General features: G+C 65.9%; 18 protein-coding genes and 1 tRNA gene. 6 read left to right on the top strand and 13 right to left on the bottom strand.

The window, feature by feature from the left end; all coding sequences use genetic code 11:
• Window positions 1-79: 79 nt before the first annotated feature.
• Complete coding sequence (gene rocF, locus D5301_RS20895) at window positions 80-1000, bottom strand: arginase (RefSeq protein ID WP_049431469.1); 921 nt, start codon at window positions 998-1000, stop codon at window positions 80-82.
• Window positions 1001-1130: 130 nt separating this feature from the next.
• Between rocF and D5301_RS20890 the strand changes: the two genes are divergently transcribed.
• Window positions 1131-1478, top strand: coding sequence for a hypothetical protein (locus D5301_RS20890; RefSeq protein ID WP_153856752.1), 348 nt, complete (start codon window positions 1131-1133; stop codon window positions 1476-1478).
• A 24-nt stretch (window positions 1479-1502) separates the two neighbouring features.
• Here the strand turns inward: D5301_RS20890 and D5301_RS20885 are convergent, their stop codons facing one another.
• Window positions 1503-2273, bottom strand: a complete 771-nt coding sequence (locus D5301_RS20885) for a DUF3011 domain-containing protein (protein WP_110710774.1) — start codon at window positions 2271-2273, stop codon at window positions 1503-1505.
• 158 nt (window positions 2274-2431) lie between these two features.
• Between D5301_RS20885 and D5301_RS20880 the strand changes: the two genes are divergently transcribed.
• Entirely contained in the window at window positions 2432-2755 is a 324-nt protein-coding gene (locus D5301_RS20880) for a hypothetical protein (protein ID WP_110710773.1), read from the top strand.
• Window positions 2756-2812: 57 nt separating this feature from the next.
• Here D5301_RS20880 and D5301_RS24415 read toward each other — a convergent pair whose 3' ends face one another.
• The 7 genes from D5301_RS24415 to birA form a co-directional block, all read right to left on the bottom strand.
• On the bottom strand, window positions 2813-2947 hold the full coding sequence (locus D5301_RS24415; RefSeq protein ID WP_258011623.1) for a hypothetical protein: 135 nt from the start codon (window positions 2945-2947) through the stop codon (window positions 2813-2815).
• A gap of 668 nt (window positions 2948-3615) precedes the next feature.
• A complete protein-coding gene (locus tag D5301_RS20870; RefSeq protein WP_228756465.1) occupies window positions 3616-4368 on the bottom strand; it encodes a hypothetical protein in 753 nt (250 codons plus the stop codon).
• Window positions 4368-5297, bottom strand: coding sequence for a transglutaminase family protein (locus D5301_RS20865; protein ID WP_162621989.1), 930 nt, complete (start codon window positions 5295-5297; stop codon window positions 4368-4370). The genes D5301_RS20870 and D5301_RS20865 overlap by 1 nt, the downstream gene beginning before the upstream one ends.
• A gap of 571 nt (window positions 5298-5868) precedes the next feature.
• Window positions 5869-5944, bottom strand: a tRNA-Thr gene (locus tag D5301_RS20855).
• A gap of 41 nt (window positions 5945-5985) precedes the next feature.
• On the bottom strand, window positions 5986-6840 hold the full coding sequence (locus D5301_RS20850; protein ID WP_110710771.1) for an SPOR domain-containing protein: 855 nt from the start codon (window positions 6838-6840) through the stop codon (window positions 5986-5988).
• A 9-nt stretch (window positions 6841-6849) separates the two neighbouring features.
• On the bottom strand, window positions 6850-7581 hold the full coding sequence (locus D5301_RS20845) for a type III pantothenate kinase (protein ID WP_004153755.1): 732 nt from the start codon (window positions 7579-7581) through the stop codon (window positions 6850-6852).
• Window positions 7578-8546 (bottom strand): bifunctional biotin--[acetyl-CoA-carboxylase] ligase/biotin operon repressor BirA, encoded by a 969-nt coding sequence (gene birA / locus D5301_RS20840; protein WP_324187364.1) that lies wholly within the window; start codon window positions 8544-8546, stop codon window positions 7578-7580. Before birA ends, D5301_RS20845 begins: the two co-directional genes overlap by 4 nt.
• A 144-nt stretch (window positions 8547-8690) precedes the next feature.
• On the opposite strand from birA, the gene D5301_RS20835 reads away from it, so the two are divergent.
• Both D5301_RS20835 and D5301_RS20830 read left to right on the top strand, forming a co-directional pair.
• Window positions 8691-8975 carry a hypothetical protein gene (locus tag D5301_RS20835; protein ID WP_110710769.1) on the top strand — a complete coding sequence of 95 codons (285 nt, stop codon included), beginning with the start codon at window positions 8691-8693 and terminating at the stop codon, window positions 8973-8975.
• Window positions 8942-9733, top strand: coding sequence for a M90 family metallopeptidase (locus D5301_RS20830; protein WP_324187363.1), 792 nt, complete (start codon window positions 8942-8944; stop codon window positions 9731-9733). Before D5301_RS20835 ends, D5301_RS20830 begins: the two co-directional genes overlap by 34 nt.
• A gap of 469 nt (window positions 9734-10202) precedes the next feature.
• On the opposite strand, the gene D5301_RS20825 is transcribed toward D5301_RS20830, so the two are convergent.
• The 4 genes from D5301_RS20825 to dusA form a co-directional block, all read right to left on the bottom strand.
• A complete protein-coding gene (locus D5301_RS20825; RefSeq protein WP_094001618.1) occupies window positions 10203-11627 on the bottom strand; it encodes a sensor histidine kinase in 1425 nt (474 codons plus the stop codon).
• 25 nt (window positions 11628-11652) lie between these two features.
• Window positions 11653-12336 (bottom strand): response regulator transcription factor, encoded by a 684-nt coding sequence (locus D5301_RS20820; RefSeq protein WP_004136763.1) that lies wholly within the window; start codon window positions 12334-12336, stop codon window positions 11653-11655.
• Between the two features lie 73 nt (window positions 12337-12409).
• Entirely contained in the window at window positions 12410-12784 is a 375-nt protein-coding gene (locus D5301_RS20815; RefSeq protein WP_110710766.1) for a hypothetical protein, read from the bottom strand.
• 213 nt (window positions 12785-12997) lie between these two features.
• Window positions 12998-14029 (bottom strand): tRNA dihydrouridine(20/20a) synthase DusA, encoded by a 1032-nt coding sequence (dusA, locus tag D5301_RS20810; protein WP_194936658.1) that lies wholly within the window; start codon window positions 14027-14029, stop codon window positions 12998-13000.
• A gap of 247 nt (window positions 14030-14276) precedes the next feature.
• Between dusA and D5301_RS20805 the strand changes: the two genes are divergently transcribed.
• Window positions 14277-14567, top strand: coding sequence for a type II toxin-antitoxin system RelE/ParE family toxin (locus D5301_RS20805; protein ID WP_153856750.1), 291 nt, complete (start codon window positions 14277-14279; stop codon window positions 14565-14567).
• Window positions 14568-14605: 38 nt separating this feature from the next.
• Window positions 14606-14914 (top strand): addiction module antidote protein, encoded by a 309-nt coding sequence (locus D5301_RS20800; RefSeq protein ID WP_153856749.1) that lies wholly within the window; start codon window positions 14606-14608, stop codon window positions 14912-14914.
• The last annotated feature ends 49 nt before the right edge of the window (window positions 14915-14963 follow it).

The raw sequence follows: 14963 nt of genomic DNA, 5'->3' as shown, positions 1-14963 counted from the left end.
ACCGCCGCGTGAAGTGCAATCTGGCGGCAGCGGCGTGGAGCGGGTGTGAACGGATCGACGATCCGTTCAGGCCGGGTGCTCAGTCGCGCATCAGGGTGGACTTGCCGAACAGGCTTTCGACCAGGTCCACGGCCAGCTCGGCGGTGGCATTCTGCTTGTCCAGCAAGGGGTTGAGCTCGACGATGTCCAACGACCCCATGCGTCCGGTGTCGGCAATCATTTCCATCACCAGCTGCGCCTCGCGGTAGTTGACTCCACCCGGCACGGTGGTGCCCACGCCCGGCGCGATGCTCGGGTCGAGGAAGTCGACATCGAAGCTGACGTGCAGGTGGGTGTTCTCGTCGATCCCGGCCAGTGCGGCTTCCACCGCGCGCTTCATGCCGTTCTCGTCGATGTAGCGCATGTCGTAGACATCGACCTTGTGGGTCTTGATCAGGCGCTTCTCTTCCGGGTCCACCGAGCGGATGCCGATCTGGTGCATCTGCGCCGGGGTGATCGCCGGTGCACTGCCACCAAGACGGGTCAGCGCATCCGGGCCGAGGCCGCACAGGCAGGCCACCGGCATGCCATGGATGTTGCCCGACGGAGTCACGTCGCTGGTGTTGAAATCCGAATGTGCATCCAGCCACAGCACGCGCAGGGTCTTGCCCTGCTCGCGGCACCAGCGCGCCACCGCGGTGATCGAACCGATGCCCAGGCAGTGGTCGCCGCCGAGCATGATCGGCATGCGGCCGGCCTGCAGTTCGGCATAGCTGGCTTCCATCAGCGCATGGTTCCACGCCACCACTTCATCCAGGTGGCGGTAGCCTTCCACCGGCGCGGTCCACGGGTTGCGCGGGCCATCCAGGTTGCCCAGGTCGCGCACGTCCACGCCGCGCGCCTCCAGCGCCTCCGGCAGGCCCGCCACGCGCAGCGCTTCCGGCCCCAGCCGGGCACCGCGATGGCCCGCACCCACATCGGTGGGAACGCCAATCAGCGATACGGAAATGGGATGGGCCATGGGTGCCTCCTGCGGGGGAAAAAGAAGCACAGTCTAGCCAGAGCTGTGTGACACCACTCGCGGCGGTGCAGCAGGGCAATCACATGGCATGATGCCGCGCGGACCTGCCCCCGCTTCATGGAAGATTGCGATGTCGCCCTTCATCAATACGGCCTGGCCGCGCTTTTTCATCGGGGCGCTGCCCATCGCCCTTTTTGCGGTTCTGTTGAACAGCACGGTCGATGCGCCACACCACGGCTGGCTGATCCAGACGGCGCTCCTGCTGGCGCCGTTCTCCATCCTGGTGTTCCTTGGGCTTGGCTGGCAGCGTATGCGCAAGGCACACGCCGAACACCCGATTCTGAAAAGCGAGCTGCCCCGTGTGGCGACGGCATTGATCGGCAACGTGAAGCTGGCGGCGCTATGGTTCGGCCTGACCTTCGTTGGCATGTTCACCCTGATGCTGGCGTGGGTGTTGCTGTATAGGTCCTGCAGCTGAAGCCTGCCCCAACCCGCTGCGCGCTCAGCGTTCGCGGCGGCGCACCGGCGTCACGCTCTGCACCTGGCCGTTGTTGCGCATCATGCACAGGAAGCGGCCATCGGGGTAATCGATGATCAGTTCCTGGTAATCGCTGCCCACCGGCATCTGGGTGACCAGAGCGCCCTGCGCGCCCTTGCGCATGTTGCAGGCGCCCAACGCGGTATCGCCTGCCGGCGCGGGGGTAGTCACCGAGGACACATTGCGGAACACCGCGCGGCAGCCGCCATTGACCCACACCGAGTGCCGCGACAGGCCCCAGTTCTTGCCCTCCTCGCAGCGGGTACGGCTGAGCTGGCGCACGATTTCCACATTGCCACGGGTATTCAGATCGCACGACACCTGTTGCTGGCCGGTGGATTCGCAAGTGACTTCGCGCGGCAGCGCGGCATCCCCGGCGGCAGCGTCGCCAGGGCGGGCGCTGTTTGTGGCGGGCGCGGGCGCACCGCTGCTACTGACCTGGCAGATGCCATTGGCGCCGCCTCGGCCGGTGTAGCTGACCTGCGGCGAGGCGTCATCGTTGCGGCTGATCGACAGGGTGATGCCGCTGTTGACATCGCGTGCTTCGAAATAGCGGTCGTTGAAACGTTTCAACGCCGTCTCGCGGCCCTGCACGTAGACCGGCCCGCCTTCATCTGCGTGCACATCGATACCGCCCGGGCAGCTGGCGTTGAAGAACGGCACGGCGGCCATGGCCGGGGCTGCGAACGCGGCGGACAACAATGCGACGGTGAGCGGCAGGGCGTGGCGACGCATGGGCGAGTCCTGACGGATGTGTACTCCCAGTATGCGGTTAGGGTCGGAAGCGGTCTGTGAGGAGAATCAAAATGCGGGCGGTGCATTTTGGCCCTCGTGTTTGTCAGGTTCACAACGTCACTGCCCCGGTTATCGAATCAAGAAGGCCCGCTGCTGGCATGAGCACACCCTATCCAAACCTGAAACCTGTACTTGTGGAGCTGCGATTGGACGAAGTGGATTCGCACGGCGGCGCTGTTGCCGAGATGATCGCCTCCACCGCGCGGCCCATGGCGCTTTCGATAAGCCCTGAACTCATGTGGTACAGCTTCGTACTGAATGACCGCACCATCACCCGGATCACGCCTGGCACGCGGGCACACTGCACGATCTCATTCATCAACCATGACGGTGCGAAGGAGGCACTCCCCGATGGCACCGTGGCCGCCTTCGGAAATGGATCGGCAAGAAGAGGGTTGATCCGCATCATTCGGTTTGATTGAAGCTGATCGCTCCGGCGTTCTCGAGGCGGAAGAGGTGAAGCACACTGCCTTGATGCCTCACACGGCGCTGGCATGCAGCCTCACATCCAAGGCACGGGTCACCTTCAGGATGGTCGCGAAATCAGGGCTGCGCTCGCCGGACAGTGCGCGATACCAGTTTTCCCGTGACAGGCCTGCGGCAAGTACCCACACGGGCGTAGTTCGGGCTGCTCGTCGCAGAGATGGGCCCTTACTCCCGTATCAGTCGGTGTCCGGGAGCCTCGGCTGTTCTTGCCGCCGAAGGCCTCCTTGACCGCCATGGCAACTGCCGGCCATTCTCTGGCCAGATCGTCAGACCGGTTATTTCACATAGTATTGGCCTGACTCACGTGCCGATACCAACGTTTCCGATCATCCATCAAAGGTTGCCGAAAGCGCTATTGGAAGTCGAACCTACCGTGCACAGTAGTACGGAAAAACGGGAAACGATAGCGAGCGAACGGGATCAGCTGCGATGACCTCCGCATCACCGAATGCAGCATAGGCAATGCTTGCCCGTAAAGTTTGGCCTGGCTCCAAGCGAACCTCACCACATCCTCCAGGGCAGTATGTCGTCATAAGTGCCTTCGGATGTAGAGGACCAGTGGCCGTGGTCAAGGCTGCACCTTCGTACCCCATCGGAAATGTGCCATCTTCGGCAGGCCAGCTTTCCTTCGAAAGGCATAAGGGCGTGCCAACGGCAGACGCCAAGGTTACGTCGTATCGCCGCTTCGTTGGGTTATCAACCACCGAAACACTGAAATCCCGGGGTTCTGCGCGCCGAAATGGACTAGCGCAGGCAGCGATCGCCATGCACAGCAAGGTGCCTGCCAGAATCCTGTTCATCGAGCTTGGTCCATGATGTGGTCAGGATTGATAAGGCGCTGCTGGCTGGGCAGCGTCTTGAAGATATTCTGTTGCTGAGGGGATCCGAACTTGTATGCCGTGTCGCCATTAAAGAACTGGTCCTTATACCCCAGCACTGCATGCCCGGTTTCGTGACCTGCCCCCCAAGCCAACCTTGACGGATCATTGAAACTCACGTGCGTAGTATTGACTATGACCATTTTCGGCCCGGTGGTAGGCACGCCCGCCAAGGTATCTCCACCGGCCCCATATGCCGCGTTGATTTGCGCACCCGTCATACCATTGGCTGGAATAGCGCCCGCACTGGTATCCCGCAATGCCGCAGCCATTGAGCTCATATCTGAGGCAGCTTTCGCCATGTTCTCTGGAGTGGCTGAGCCAGCACCGAAGTTGCGTTGGAAAGACTTCTCCGCACGCTGGAGTGCTTTGCCCCCTTCGGCCAGTGCACCGTTGATCTTGCCCGCCGCTTTCTCCAAGCTGCCAGCGGCGCTCTGCTGGGCGCGGTCGAACTGATTCCACTGCCTGTCCGTCCAGCCGGTACCACGCGACAGGCGCCCGTCCGGGTCGGTAAAGCTATAGGGATTGTTGTTCCCATACCAGTAGCGGTTGTAGTTGGCGCCCGTATTTGGATCGGCTTGTACGGGATCGGCTGAAACGAACCGGGCCGACGCACTGGAAGCGATGGCGCACAGCGCCACGGTCAACAGCCCTGGAATGGCAATGCGCATCACAGTCCTCTTCTCGCGCGTTCGCGCTGGATGGATTGTAGGTAGCTGGCTTCCTGCTCCGGCGTTTTCTGCGTCCAACCAAGTGATTCGGCCTTGGCAAGCCATGCCAGATTCTCGCGAGTCAAACGGTGAAATTCCCCGTGCAACTCAGGTGGCAGATCTTCCGCATTCGAATACCTGGAGCGGATGCGTTGCTGGGTCTGGATGTAGTAGGCATTCGCCTTCCATATCATCGCTACCGGGTCCTTCGGATTGGCGGCCAGCGCCAGATCGGCCACGGCCATGAGCGCATCGGCGTCCTTCTTCGCCCCGTAGTGCTCCATCAGTGTGCTGGCGATGGCGCCTATCCCTTCGTGCGGCAGCAGCGGGCGCAAGTAAAGTCCATTGTCCAATGACGCCTCGGTGATCCCCGTTTCACGCTGGTAGCTGCTGTCGTATTTGAAGCCGCCCGCAGTGGCTTCAACGTTCAACCACATCTGCTGCTCGTCGTCGGCGAACTTCACCAGCAGGTGATTGGGCGCCGTAGCAAGCGCGACAGTCAGCCCCAGCCGCTGGCCCAGGATGACAAAGAGAATGGGCATTGAGACGCAGTTGCCCTTGCGCGTGGCCAAGTAGGTAGCTAGCTGCTTGTTCTTCGGATTCTTACCCAGTGGGTCCGACAGGTCGTAGGTAAAAGGCTTCCCCTGGTTCCACTCGCCCGGCATGTAAAGCGTCTTGAGCAAAGCGTCGAGGACCTGTCGCGCCGTCGGGTTGCCAGGCACATTGCCGCGTACAGCGTGCTCCCACTGATCGACTTGCCGACGCACTGCCACAGTGTCAGTGGACGGATCAATGATGCTATCCACTACCAGCTTGGCGGCGACATAGTCGACACGATCGTCAGGCAGTTGAAACTGGGCATGCAAGGGCGAAGGGTCATCAGCGGCCAAGGCAAGCGGGGCCAGAGCAAACAAACACGCGCCCCAAGCCCGTTCGATCCATCGGCGGCTTGCCTGTCTCCCCATGGCATTCCCTTCCCTTGCCCTCTGATGATCCTATGCGCTGTCAACGGCCACTGCCCAATTGCCACCCTCGACCTGCAGGCAGACGCCCGACTCTTCAACGGCGAAGTTATCCCCCAAAGGATGACGCTCTTGTCGCCCGACATGAAGCCCAGGGGGCCGATGTACCCGCCACACTCATTCTTGGCGTTGGCCCGGCCACAGGCGACGATGCCGAACTCCTCAGTGAAGTTGGCGCACACGTCCCGGACCTGCACGGCGTCCGGGTCCCAAGGGGGCCCGTGAACGGGCCGGCGTGTCGCAGGTCGATCTGGCCGAACGGCTGGGCAACACGCAGACGCTCGTGTCGAAGTGCGAGCGCGGGGACGTCGGATAGAGGCCGGGAGCGGATCAAGTTCTCCGAGGCGCTCGGCCTGCTGGGCGAGTACCTCGAGCAGCGCGCTGCCAGACTCCAGCCGAAGTCCAGAAAGAGCAAAGCAAAGGGGCGCTGACTGTACGATGGTGCCGCTTATCCGAATCGAACGGATGACCTACTGTTTACAAGACAGTTGCTCTACCAACTGAGCTAAAGCGGCATGGGTGCATCACCGGCGGCAGTGCCGCGGTCCGGGGGATTCTAGCGCAATCGCGCGCATTCCAGCGACCGGCTCTGCGCCGCCCCGCTGCGCTGCTGGGCCTGGGCCGGCTGCGTGCCTGCCGCCAGCTGCCCTTCCAGCCACCATTGGCCGGCGTCGCCGCTGGCGACCAGGCGCGGCTGGAAGCCTGCGGCCTGCACCGCTGCCATGCGGCGCTCGGCGCCTTCGCGGTTGCGGTACTGGCCCAGCGCCACGGCGTTGGCTTCCTCGCCCTGGCTGATGATGTAGTAGTCGCTCAGGCCTGCGGCGACGATGCGCTTCACCGTGGCCTGGGCCTCGTCGCGATTGGCGGCGGCCGGCAGCATCACCCGGTAGCGGGCACCGCCGCTGGCAGCAGGCTGTTCGCGCAGGCGCACCTGGTTGAGCACAGCACCGGCCCTGCCCTGTGCACTGGTCGCGGAGGCACGGTCGGCGAACGGGCCCAGCGCGATACAGCGCGGCGGCTCGGCAACCGCAGGCGGAGCTGCGGGCTTTTCCGGTGCCGGTGCGGGCGCCGCCACGGGTTTGGCAGCGGCGGCAATCGATGCAGCGGCAGGCGCAGCCTCGGCCGTCTGCGGCTTGGCAACGTCCTGCTTTGCCGGCACGGCTGGCGCAGGCGTCGCAGCCACGGTGGTCTTCGCCGCTGGTTCGCGTTCCACCAGCGGCGAGGCCGGGGCGGCAACCGTGGCTGCGGCGGCCGCGGTTGCATCCACGCCACCGGGCACCCAGCGCAGCTCGGCCACGCCAGCGGGTTGCGGCGGCGGCGCAGGCTTCTGCGGTGCATCGCGCAGCAGCCACCAGCAGGCGACGCCAAGATTGAGGATGGCCAGTACGACGATCAGGGCACGGGTCAGCATGCGCGGATACTAGCCTGCGGGCTGGTGCACCGCCCAGCGGGCGAGGCCATCCAGCACCAGCGACGGGTGGTAGTCGGCGCCAGGCAGCAGCGGCATCAGCGCCGGTGCGCCGCCACCGTGCACCAGCAGCGACGGTGCCACGCCCAGCAGCGCATGCGCCTGCTGCGCGCTGCGTTCGATCAGCGCCACCGCCGCACCGTCGCAGCCGGAGGCCAGCGCGTCAGCGGTGTCGTTGGCAAATTCGCTGTAGTCGCCGCCGGTCGCGGGCAGCTGCACGGCACGGGCATGCAGCGCTTCACGCATGGTGGTGGGCGACGCGGAAATGCGGCCGCCGTGGTGCTGGCCGTCGGCGTCGAGCAGGTCGATCGTCAAGGCGGTGCCCACGCCAACCACCAGCACCGGGCGCTGCGCCTTGGCAGCGGCCAGCAGGGCCAGGAAGCGATCGACACCGAATTTTTCCGGCTTGGCATAGGCAATGCGCACGCCCGCGCATTCGGCGCTGGTGCGCACCACATGCACATGCTCGAAGCGGCGCTGCAGCTGGTCCAGCATGGCGCTGGTCAGCGACGGCGCGGCCACGCTGGCCACGAACGCGGTGGTGCCGCTGGGCAGGCTGTGCGGCGGCTGCCCGGCCATGCCTTCGGCGCCGTGCGCCCAGGCCTGCACGTCGCCGGCACGGTCACCCTGCAACGGCGCGAACTTGAAGCGCGAGTTGCCCAGGTCGAACAACCAATCGCTCATGCCGCCCTCACGCTGACTTCGCCGGCGTGCAGCAGGCGTTCCTGGCCATCGATGCGCACGCGCAGCGCGCCGTCGTCAGCCAGGCCAAGTGCGGTGCCGTGCTGCCACTGCCCGTCCAGTTCCACGCGCACTTCGCGGCCGGCCAGCATGTCGAACGCGGCGTAGCGCGGCAGGAACGGAGCGAGGCCTTCGCGATCGAATTCTTCCAGCGCCGGCAGCAGGCGCGTCAGCACGGCAGCAACGACCACGTTGCGATCCACCGGCTTGCCGGCCAGCGTATCCAGGTCCACCCACGGCTGGGTGATCTGCTCGGCGAACGACGGCGGCATGTGCGTGTTGATGCCGATGCCGATCACCGCGCGCGCCGGGCCCGCGTATTCGCCACCACCTTCTGCGAGCAGGCCGACCAGCTTGCGGCGGCCATCGACGATCAGGTCGTTCGGCCATTTCAGCTGCGCCTGGGTATAGCCCAGGTCGTGCAGCGCTTCGGCCACGGCGATACCGGCCACCAGGCTCAGCCCGGCCAGGCGGCCAAGGCCACCGGAGTACAGGCGCAGCACCGACAGGTAGATATGCGCGGCCAGCGGCGAGGCCCAGGTACGGCCACGACGGCCACGGCCACCGGTCTGGCGCTCGGCCAGCAGGACGCTCACCCCGCGCTGGGGCGCGCTGCAACGCAGCAATTCGGCGTTGGTCGAGTCGACCGTCCAGGCCACCTGCAGGTCGTGCAGCAGGGGCAGAACCCCGGCAGGCAGGCCAGCACGGATCGCGTCCGGGTCCAGCAGGTCGACCGGGCGGGTCAGGCCATAGCCTTCGCCGGCGCGGCCCTCGACGTCCACACCGGCGGTTCTAAGTCCTTGAATACGCTTCCAAATGGCCGCCCGGGTCTGGCCCAGCTCACGGGCCAGGGCGTCGCCGGACAGGCGACCGGCAGCGAGTTTGGCCAGCAATTGGCGATCGTCCACGGCAGCTTCCACGAAGTCAGGAAGGAATTATGCGGGAAAGCCGCCAGCGACGCCCGCCACGCTGGGTTCCGTGGGGGCTTCCAACGGAGCGGCAAGTTCGGGCTAGAATCGGGAACTCACCTTCCCTTAACGTGGATGTCGTCAATGCGCCGTTATGCCCATTGCCTGATCCTGCTGATGATGCCCTTCGCGGCGTCTGCGACAGCAGCGCTGGACGACAGCCGCGGCGCCTGCGTGTCGTCCAACGGTGATGCCGCCTCTCAGCGCGCACCGACCGCGACCGCCTCGTCAGCCACCACCAAGCCGGCGGCAGTACGCCCGGCCGCCAGCAGTGCCACCAGCACCGGCGGCGGTGGCAGCGACGACGACGTGCTGCAGCGCATCCGCGCACCGAAGTGGCACAGCTACCTGCCGGGAATGTTCCGCTGATCAAGTCGTTGCTGCAGTGGGTGCGGCCTGCGCCGCGGCCGATCGACGATGTACTGTGGAATGAGGCCTGCCGCCGCGCCGCCTGGCTGCACGGTCTGGACGACGAACGCCGCGCGCGATTGCGCGTACTGGCCACACGCTTCCTGCACGAGAAGACCATTACCCCGATCGGCGAGCTGCAGCTGCAGGCCGGTGACGGTGTGCTGCTGGCCGCGCTGTGCTGCCTGCCGCTGCTGGAGTTCGGCGAAGTGGGCCTGGAAGGCTGGTCGCAGCTGATCGTCTACCCCGATGCATTCCGCGTACATCGCAGCCACATGGATGCGGCCGGCGTGCTGCACGAATGGGATGACGAACTGATTGGCGAGTCGTGGGACAGCGGTCCGTTGATCCTGTCCTGGGCCGATGTGCAGGCCGACCTGGCGGCGCCGCACGAGGGCTACTGCGTGGCGGTGCACGAGATGGTGCACAAGCTGGATGCACTGGATGGTGCGATGGACGGCACGCCGCCGCTGCCGCGCGAATGGCAGCGCGAATGGGCGGGCATTTTCCAGCGCGCCTACGACGCCTTCTGTGCACAGGTGGACGCAGGCGAGGAAACGCTGATCGATCCGTATGCGGCCGAGGCGCCGGAAGAGTTTTTCGCGGTGGCCAGCGAGTACCACTTCTCGGCGCCGGATCTGCTGCAGCAGGCGTTGCCGGAAGTGGCCGCGCAGCTGCGGCGGTTCTATGGCAAGCCGCCGGCGATCGAAATACGGTAGTGCCGGCCGCTGGCCGGTACCTTGGCACTGCCACCGAAGATCATGAGGTTGCCGGCCAGCGGCCGGCACTACCGGAACACCACGCGCTGTTGCGCCAGGCGATACCCGGCGGGCGGGAGCGCGCAGCTGCGGCGGTTCTATGGCAAGCCGCCGGCGATCGAAATACGGTAGTGCCGGCCGCTGGCCGGCACCTTGGCACTGCCACCGAAGATCATGAGGTTGCCGGCCAGCGGCCGGCACTACCGGAACACCACGCGCTGTTGCGCCAGGCGATGCCCCGCGGACGGGAGCGCGCAGCTGCGGCGGTTCTATGGCGAGCCGCCGAAGATCGAAATACGGTAGTGCCGGCCGCTGGCCGGCATCCTGGCACTGCCACCGAAGATCATGAGGTTGCCAGCCAACGGCCGGCACTACCGGAACACCACGCGTTGTTGCGCCAGGCGATGCCCGGCGGACGGGAGCGCGCGGCTTACGGTCCCGGCGGCAGGCGCACTTCGAAGCGCGCCCCACCCAGCTCGCTGGAGCGGCCTACGGCCAGTTCTCCGCGGTAATCCTTGATCAGGTCCTGCACGATCGACAGGCCGATGCCGTGGCCCTGCACGCGCTCGTCGCCACGGACGCCACGCTGCAGCACCTTGCCGATGTCGTCAGGGGCAATGCCCGGGCCATCGTCGTCCACCGCCAGCAGCAGGCCGGCGCGACGGGCGTTCGGTGCCGGCAGCGGCTGCGCGGTCAGCAGCACGCGGCGGTTGGCCCACTTGAAGGCGTTTTCCAGCAGGTTGCCGAGCAGTTCCTGCAGGTCACCCGGTTCGCCATGGAAGCGCGCGGCCGGGTCGATGTCGAATTCGCACAGCACGCCCTTGGAGGCATAGACCTTTTCCAGGCCCCGCACGATTTCCTCGGCGTTGGATTCGATCGGCAGCGGCGCGGAGAACAGCTTGTGGCCCGACGACGCAGCGCGTGCCAGCTGGTACGAGACCAGGTTGTTCATGCGCTGCAGCTGCACGTCCAGTTCCTCGCGCAGCGCGCCGTCGCCGGCGCCGCTGTCCATCTGCGTGCGCAGCACCGCGATCGGCGTCTTCAGGCTGTGCGCCAGATCGGCCAGGGTGTTGCGCTGGCGCTCCAGGTTCTCGCGCTCGCTTTCGATGAAGGCGTTGATGCTGTCGGTCAGCGGTTCCAGCTCGCGCGGGTGGCGCTCGCTCATGCGCTCGGTCTCGCCGCGCTGCACCTTGGTCAGCTCGGTGATCACGCGGCGCAGCGGGCGCAGGCTCCACTGCAGGATGACGGTCTGCAGCAGCAGCAGGATCAGGCCGATGCCGCCGAGGTAGAACCAGACCCGGCTGCGGAACACGCGCAGCTGCGCGCCCAGCGCGCGTGAGTCTTCCATCACGTAGATGGTGTACGGGAATTCGGTGGCGGGGTCGGCGTCGGCGTCCCACACCAGGCCCAGGCCATAGCGGTACACCGAGCCCTGGCTGCCATCGATCTGGATCATCGGCAGCGGGCCTTCGAACACTTCCTGGCGCGGTGCCAGCAGGCCGCCGCCGACGGTGGGCAGCATCGGGCCTTCGGCGGACATCGAGTTGCCCTTGCCGTGCGGCATCACCACCTGCAGGTACAGGCCACTGCCCGGCACGTCGAAGCGCGAATCCGGCGGCTGCTCGCGGATGTACAGCGAGCGGTCGCGGGTGAAATCGATGCCGGCCGCATAGGCGGTGGCGTAGTTCTTCAGGCGCTCACGCAGGTTCGCCTTCGCCGTATCGGCGAAGGCGGCGTCGAGCGCGTAACCGGCCAGCGCCAGGAACGCGACCAGACCCACGGACGCGGCGAACATCTGGCGCGCCTGCAGTGAGCGCGGCCGCCAGCGTCGGAAGAACCACAGACGGCCGGACATCGTGTAATCGCCAGGGTGAGCCGGCTCAGCCCTCGTTGCGCGGGATCGCGAAACGGTAGCCGCGGCCGCGCACGGTCTCGATCGGCTTCAGCTCGCCATCCGGGTCCAGCTTCTTGCGCAGGCGGCCGATGAAGACCTCCAGCACGTTCGAGTCGCGGTCGAAGTCCTGCTGGTAGATGTGCTCGGTGAGGTCGGCCTTGGAGACCAGTTCACCGGCATGCATCATCAGGTACTCCAGCACCTTGTACTCGTAGCTGGTCAGGTCGACATTGCTGCCGGCGACGCTGACGGTCTGGGCGGCGAGATCCAGCGCAACCGGGCCGCATTCCAGCGTCGGCTTGCTCCAGCCAGCGGCGCGGCGCAGCAGCGCGTTGACGCGGGCCAGCAGTTCTTCGACGTGGAACGGCTTGACCAGGTAGTCGTCGGCGCCCTGCTTCAGGCCCTCGACCTTGTCCTGCCAGCTCGAACGCGCGGTCAGGATCAGCACCGGGAACTTCTTGCCTTCGTCACGCAGGGCCTTGATCAGCTCCATGCCCGACATCTTGGGCAGGCCGAGGTCGATGATGCCGACATCGAACGGGACTTCGCGCCCCATGTAGAGGCCTTCCTCGCCGTCCTGCGCAGCATCGACGGCAAAGCCTTCGCGCTTGAGCCGGGCTGCCAGGGTCTCACGCAGCGGGGCTTCGTCTTCGACCAGAAGGATACGCATGAACTCTCCCTAGTGTCCTGGGTGTGGCCCGGAGGCCTGTGGGGTACGGGTTGATAACGACGACTATCCCTGTTCAGGGGTTATCGCCGCGTAGTGATGACATATCCGACCGCGGCGTGCGCGGCTGTGAACGCGACGGGGCAGGGTCGTCCATGTAGCGGACCCGGCCCCGGTCGTCCATGTACTTCACCCGGTTGATGTCACGACCATCAAACGGCACACGCTCGGCGCCGAGGATGTGACCGCCGGTGGTGCGCTGCACGCGGCGCACGGCATCGGACAGCGATCGCTCGTCGCCACGATTGCCACGCTCGCCCCGCTCCATCATCTCCGCCCTCGCCTGCTCGCCACGCGGCGGCTGTTGTGCCAGCGCCGAAGACAGCGGCACAGCCGACAGCACCACGCAGGTGGCCAGGGCAATGCGGCAATGGAAGGGAGCGGAAGACATCGATGCGATCCTAGCCGAGCTCGGCGATTCGTTCAAAAGTCGTAAATCCGGGTGCCGGGTTCGGGACCCGGCGTTTTACAAATCCTTTGCAAATTCTTGGTTTGGGGCAGTGAATCCGGTCTGAACTTTTCCGGCCCTTCGCCTGCGTCGTTCAGCTAAGTGAACATTCGGGACGAATCGCCGTCCCTTGTCAAGTCGGGAGTGTGACTGCGGTCACGCTGCGGCGCGATCAGCGTCGCGCTCGGTGACGGCCAAGGCCTGTTCGACCAGGCTCCAGTCGGCGCCCGGGCGGTGTGCGCCCTCGCTCAGCACCTGGCGGAATGCGCGGCCACCGGGCTGGCCGTGGAACAGGCCGAGCAGGTGGCGGGTAATGTGCTTCAGTGCCAGGCCTTCGCCCAGCCGCGCTTCCACGTAGGGGCGCAGCGCGCGCAGCAGGTCACCACGGGCCTGCAGCGGGGCGCCGGTATGCAGCGCCTCCAGCTGATGCAGCAGGTAGGGGTCGTGGTAGGCCGCGCGGCCCAGCATCACGCCATCGACGTGCGCGGCCTGCGCCTGTACCGCCTCGATGCTGGCCAGGCCACCGTTGAGCACCACCGGCAGTGCCGGGCGCTCCTGCTTCAGACGGTAGGCCCAGTCGTACTTCAGCGGCGGAACCTCGCGGTTCTCCTTCGGCGACAGGCCCTTCAGCCACGCGTTGCGCGCATGCACCACCACCATCGCCGCACCGGCGGCAACCTGGCGGTCGACGAAGCTGGCAAACACGTCGTAGTCGTTGTCCTCGTCCACGCCCAGGCGGCACTTCACCGTCACCGGGATATCAACCGCGTCGACCATGGCCGCGACGCATTCGGCCACCAGCGCCGGCTCACGCATCAGGCAGGCGCCAAAACGCCCGGCCTGCACGCGGTCGGACGGGCAGCCGCAGTTGAGGTTGACCTCGTCATAGCCCCACTCCGCGGCAATGCGCGCGGCCTGCGCCAGCAAGGCCGGATCGCTGCCGCCCAGCTGCAGCGCCAGCGGCTGTTCGCTGCGGTCGAAGCCGAGCAGGCGTTCGCGATCGCCGTGGATGACCGCGTTGGCATGCACCATTTCCGTGTACAGGCGTGCGCCCGGCGCCAGCACCCGATGGAACACGCGGCAATGGCGGTCCGTCCAGTCCATCATGGGGGCAACGGACAGGCGCAGGGAATCGGCGTAACGGGCGGTGGCGGACGTCATCGGGGCATTGATCGTGGAGACTGGCATTGCCAGTGAGATCAATAGTTTACACCGCGCGGCTGAATGCGCCCGGTCAGCCGCGCGGCGAGCGCCGGTTGGGCCCGGCTCCCGCTGGCGGCCGCGGCGGGCTGGGGGGCGGAGGCGGACGCTTCCTGCCCTCGGGGAGCTTGGGATTCGCGTTCTCCATGGATACGACCAGCGGGTTCAGCGCAGTACGCCACGCATTGACGCAGATACCAATTGAACGATGTATCCTTATGGATACGATTCATGGATGGCAACCCTCCAGGCAACAGAGACGTTCACGCGCTGGCTGCGCGGGCTCAATAACAGCGGGACCCGGGCCGTGATCGTGGAACGCCTGCAGCGCGTCGCCCGCGGTCTCGAGGGAGATGTTCGATCGGTGGGTCATGGCGTGAGCGAACTGCGTATCAACCATGGACCGGGATATCGCGTGTATTTCACACGCCGCGGGAGATCCATCGTCGTGCTCCTGCACGGTGGCGACAAGTCGAGCCAGCGTCGCGATATCGAGAAAGCGGTCAGGCTCGCGGAGTTGCTGTAGCCACCATTCGATTCCATGCCGTTCCCAGGACTCTCCCCATGAGCAAGCTGAAGACGATTCCCTTCGATCCCGCCGACTATCTGGATGATGACGTCGCAATCGCCACCTATCTGAACGAGGCCTTGGCAGCAGGTGATGCGGGCCACTTCCAAGAGGCACTCGGAACAGTGGCACGTGCCCGTGGCATGGGCGGCGTTGCCGAGGTCTCCGGTCTTGGACGCGAGAGCCTGTACAAGGCGCTGCGCCCCGGAGCACACCCACGCTTCGACACCGTGCAGCGGGTACTGTCAGCGCTCGGGGTGCATCTCATCGTGCAAGCCGACAAGCAACCCGCTGGCACCGCCTGATCGCAGCCACTGCGCTCGCCGGGCATGGCCCGGCGCTACCTGGGGCGCG

It is taken from the genome of Stenotrophomonas sp. MH181796 (assembly GCF_009659995.1).
GTDB classification, from domain to species: Bacteria; Pseudomonadota; Gammaproteobacteria; order Xanthomonadales; family Xanthomonadaceae; genus Stenotrophomonas; species Stenotrophomonas riyadhensis.
The sequence above is the reverse complement of the archived record's forward strand: the minus strand, read 5'-3'. Positions and strand labels throughout refer to the sequence as shown.

Bases quoted from the DNA above. Each gene is read 5' to 3' on its own strand.
- rocF (WP_049431469.1), bottom strand. From the start codon at position 1,000: ATGGCCCATCCCATTTCCGTATCGCTGATTGGCGTTCCCACCGATGTG.
- D5301_RS20890 (WP_153856752.1), top strand. From the start codon at position 1,131: ATGTCGCCCTTCATCAATACGGCCTGGCCGCGCTTTTTCATCGGGGCG.
- D5301_RS20885 (WP_110710774.1), bottom strand. From the start codon at position 2,273: ATGCGTCGCCACGCCCTGCCGCTCACCGTCGCATTGTTGTCCGCCGCG.
- D5301_RS20880 (WP_110710773.1), top strand. From the start codon at position 2,432: ATGAGCACACCCTATCCAAACCTGAAACCTGTACTTGTGGAGCTGCGA.
- D5301_RS20870 (WP_228756465.1), bottom strand. From the start codon at position 4,368: ATGCGCATTGCCATTCCAGGGCTGTTGACCGTGGCGCTGTGCGCCATC.
- D5301_RS20850 (WP_110710771.1), bottom strand. From the start codon at position 6,840: ATGCTGACCCGTGCCCTGATCGTCGTACTGGCCATCCTCAATCTTGGC.
- D5301_RS20845 (WP_004153755.1), bottom strand. From the start codon at position 7,581: ATGAGCGATTGGTTGTTCGACCTGGGCAACTCGCGCTTCAAGTTCGCG.
- D5301_RS20835 (WP_110710769.1), top strand. From the start codon at position 8,691: ATGCGCCGTTATGCCCATTGCCTGATCCTGCTGATGATGCCCTTCGCG.
- D5301_RS20825 (WP_094001618.1), bottom strand. From the start codon at position 11,627: ATGTCCGGCCGTCTGTGGTTCTTCCGACGCTGGCGGCCGCGCTCACTG.
- D5301_RS20820 (WP_004136763.1), bottom strand. From the start codon at position 12,336: ATGCGTATCCTTCTGGTCGAAGACGAAGCCCCGCTGCGTGAGACCCTG.
- D5301_RS20815 (WP_110710766.1), bottom strand. From the start codon at position 12,784: ATGTCTTCCGCTCCCTTCCATTGCCGCATTGCCCTGGCCACCTGCGTG.
- dusA (WP_194936658.1), bottom strand. From the start codon at position 14,029: ATGCCAGTCTCCACGATCAATGCCCCGATGACGTCCGCCACCGCCCGT.
- D5301_RS20805 (WP_153856750.1), top strand. From the start codon at position 14,277: ATGGCAACCCTCCAGGCAACAGAGACGTTCACGCGCTGGCTGCGCGGG.
- D5301_RS20800 (WP_153856749.1), top strand. From the start codon at position 14,606: ATGAGCAAGCTGAAGACGATTCCCTTCGATCCCGCCGACTATCTGGAT.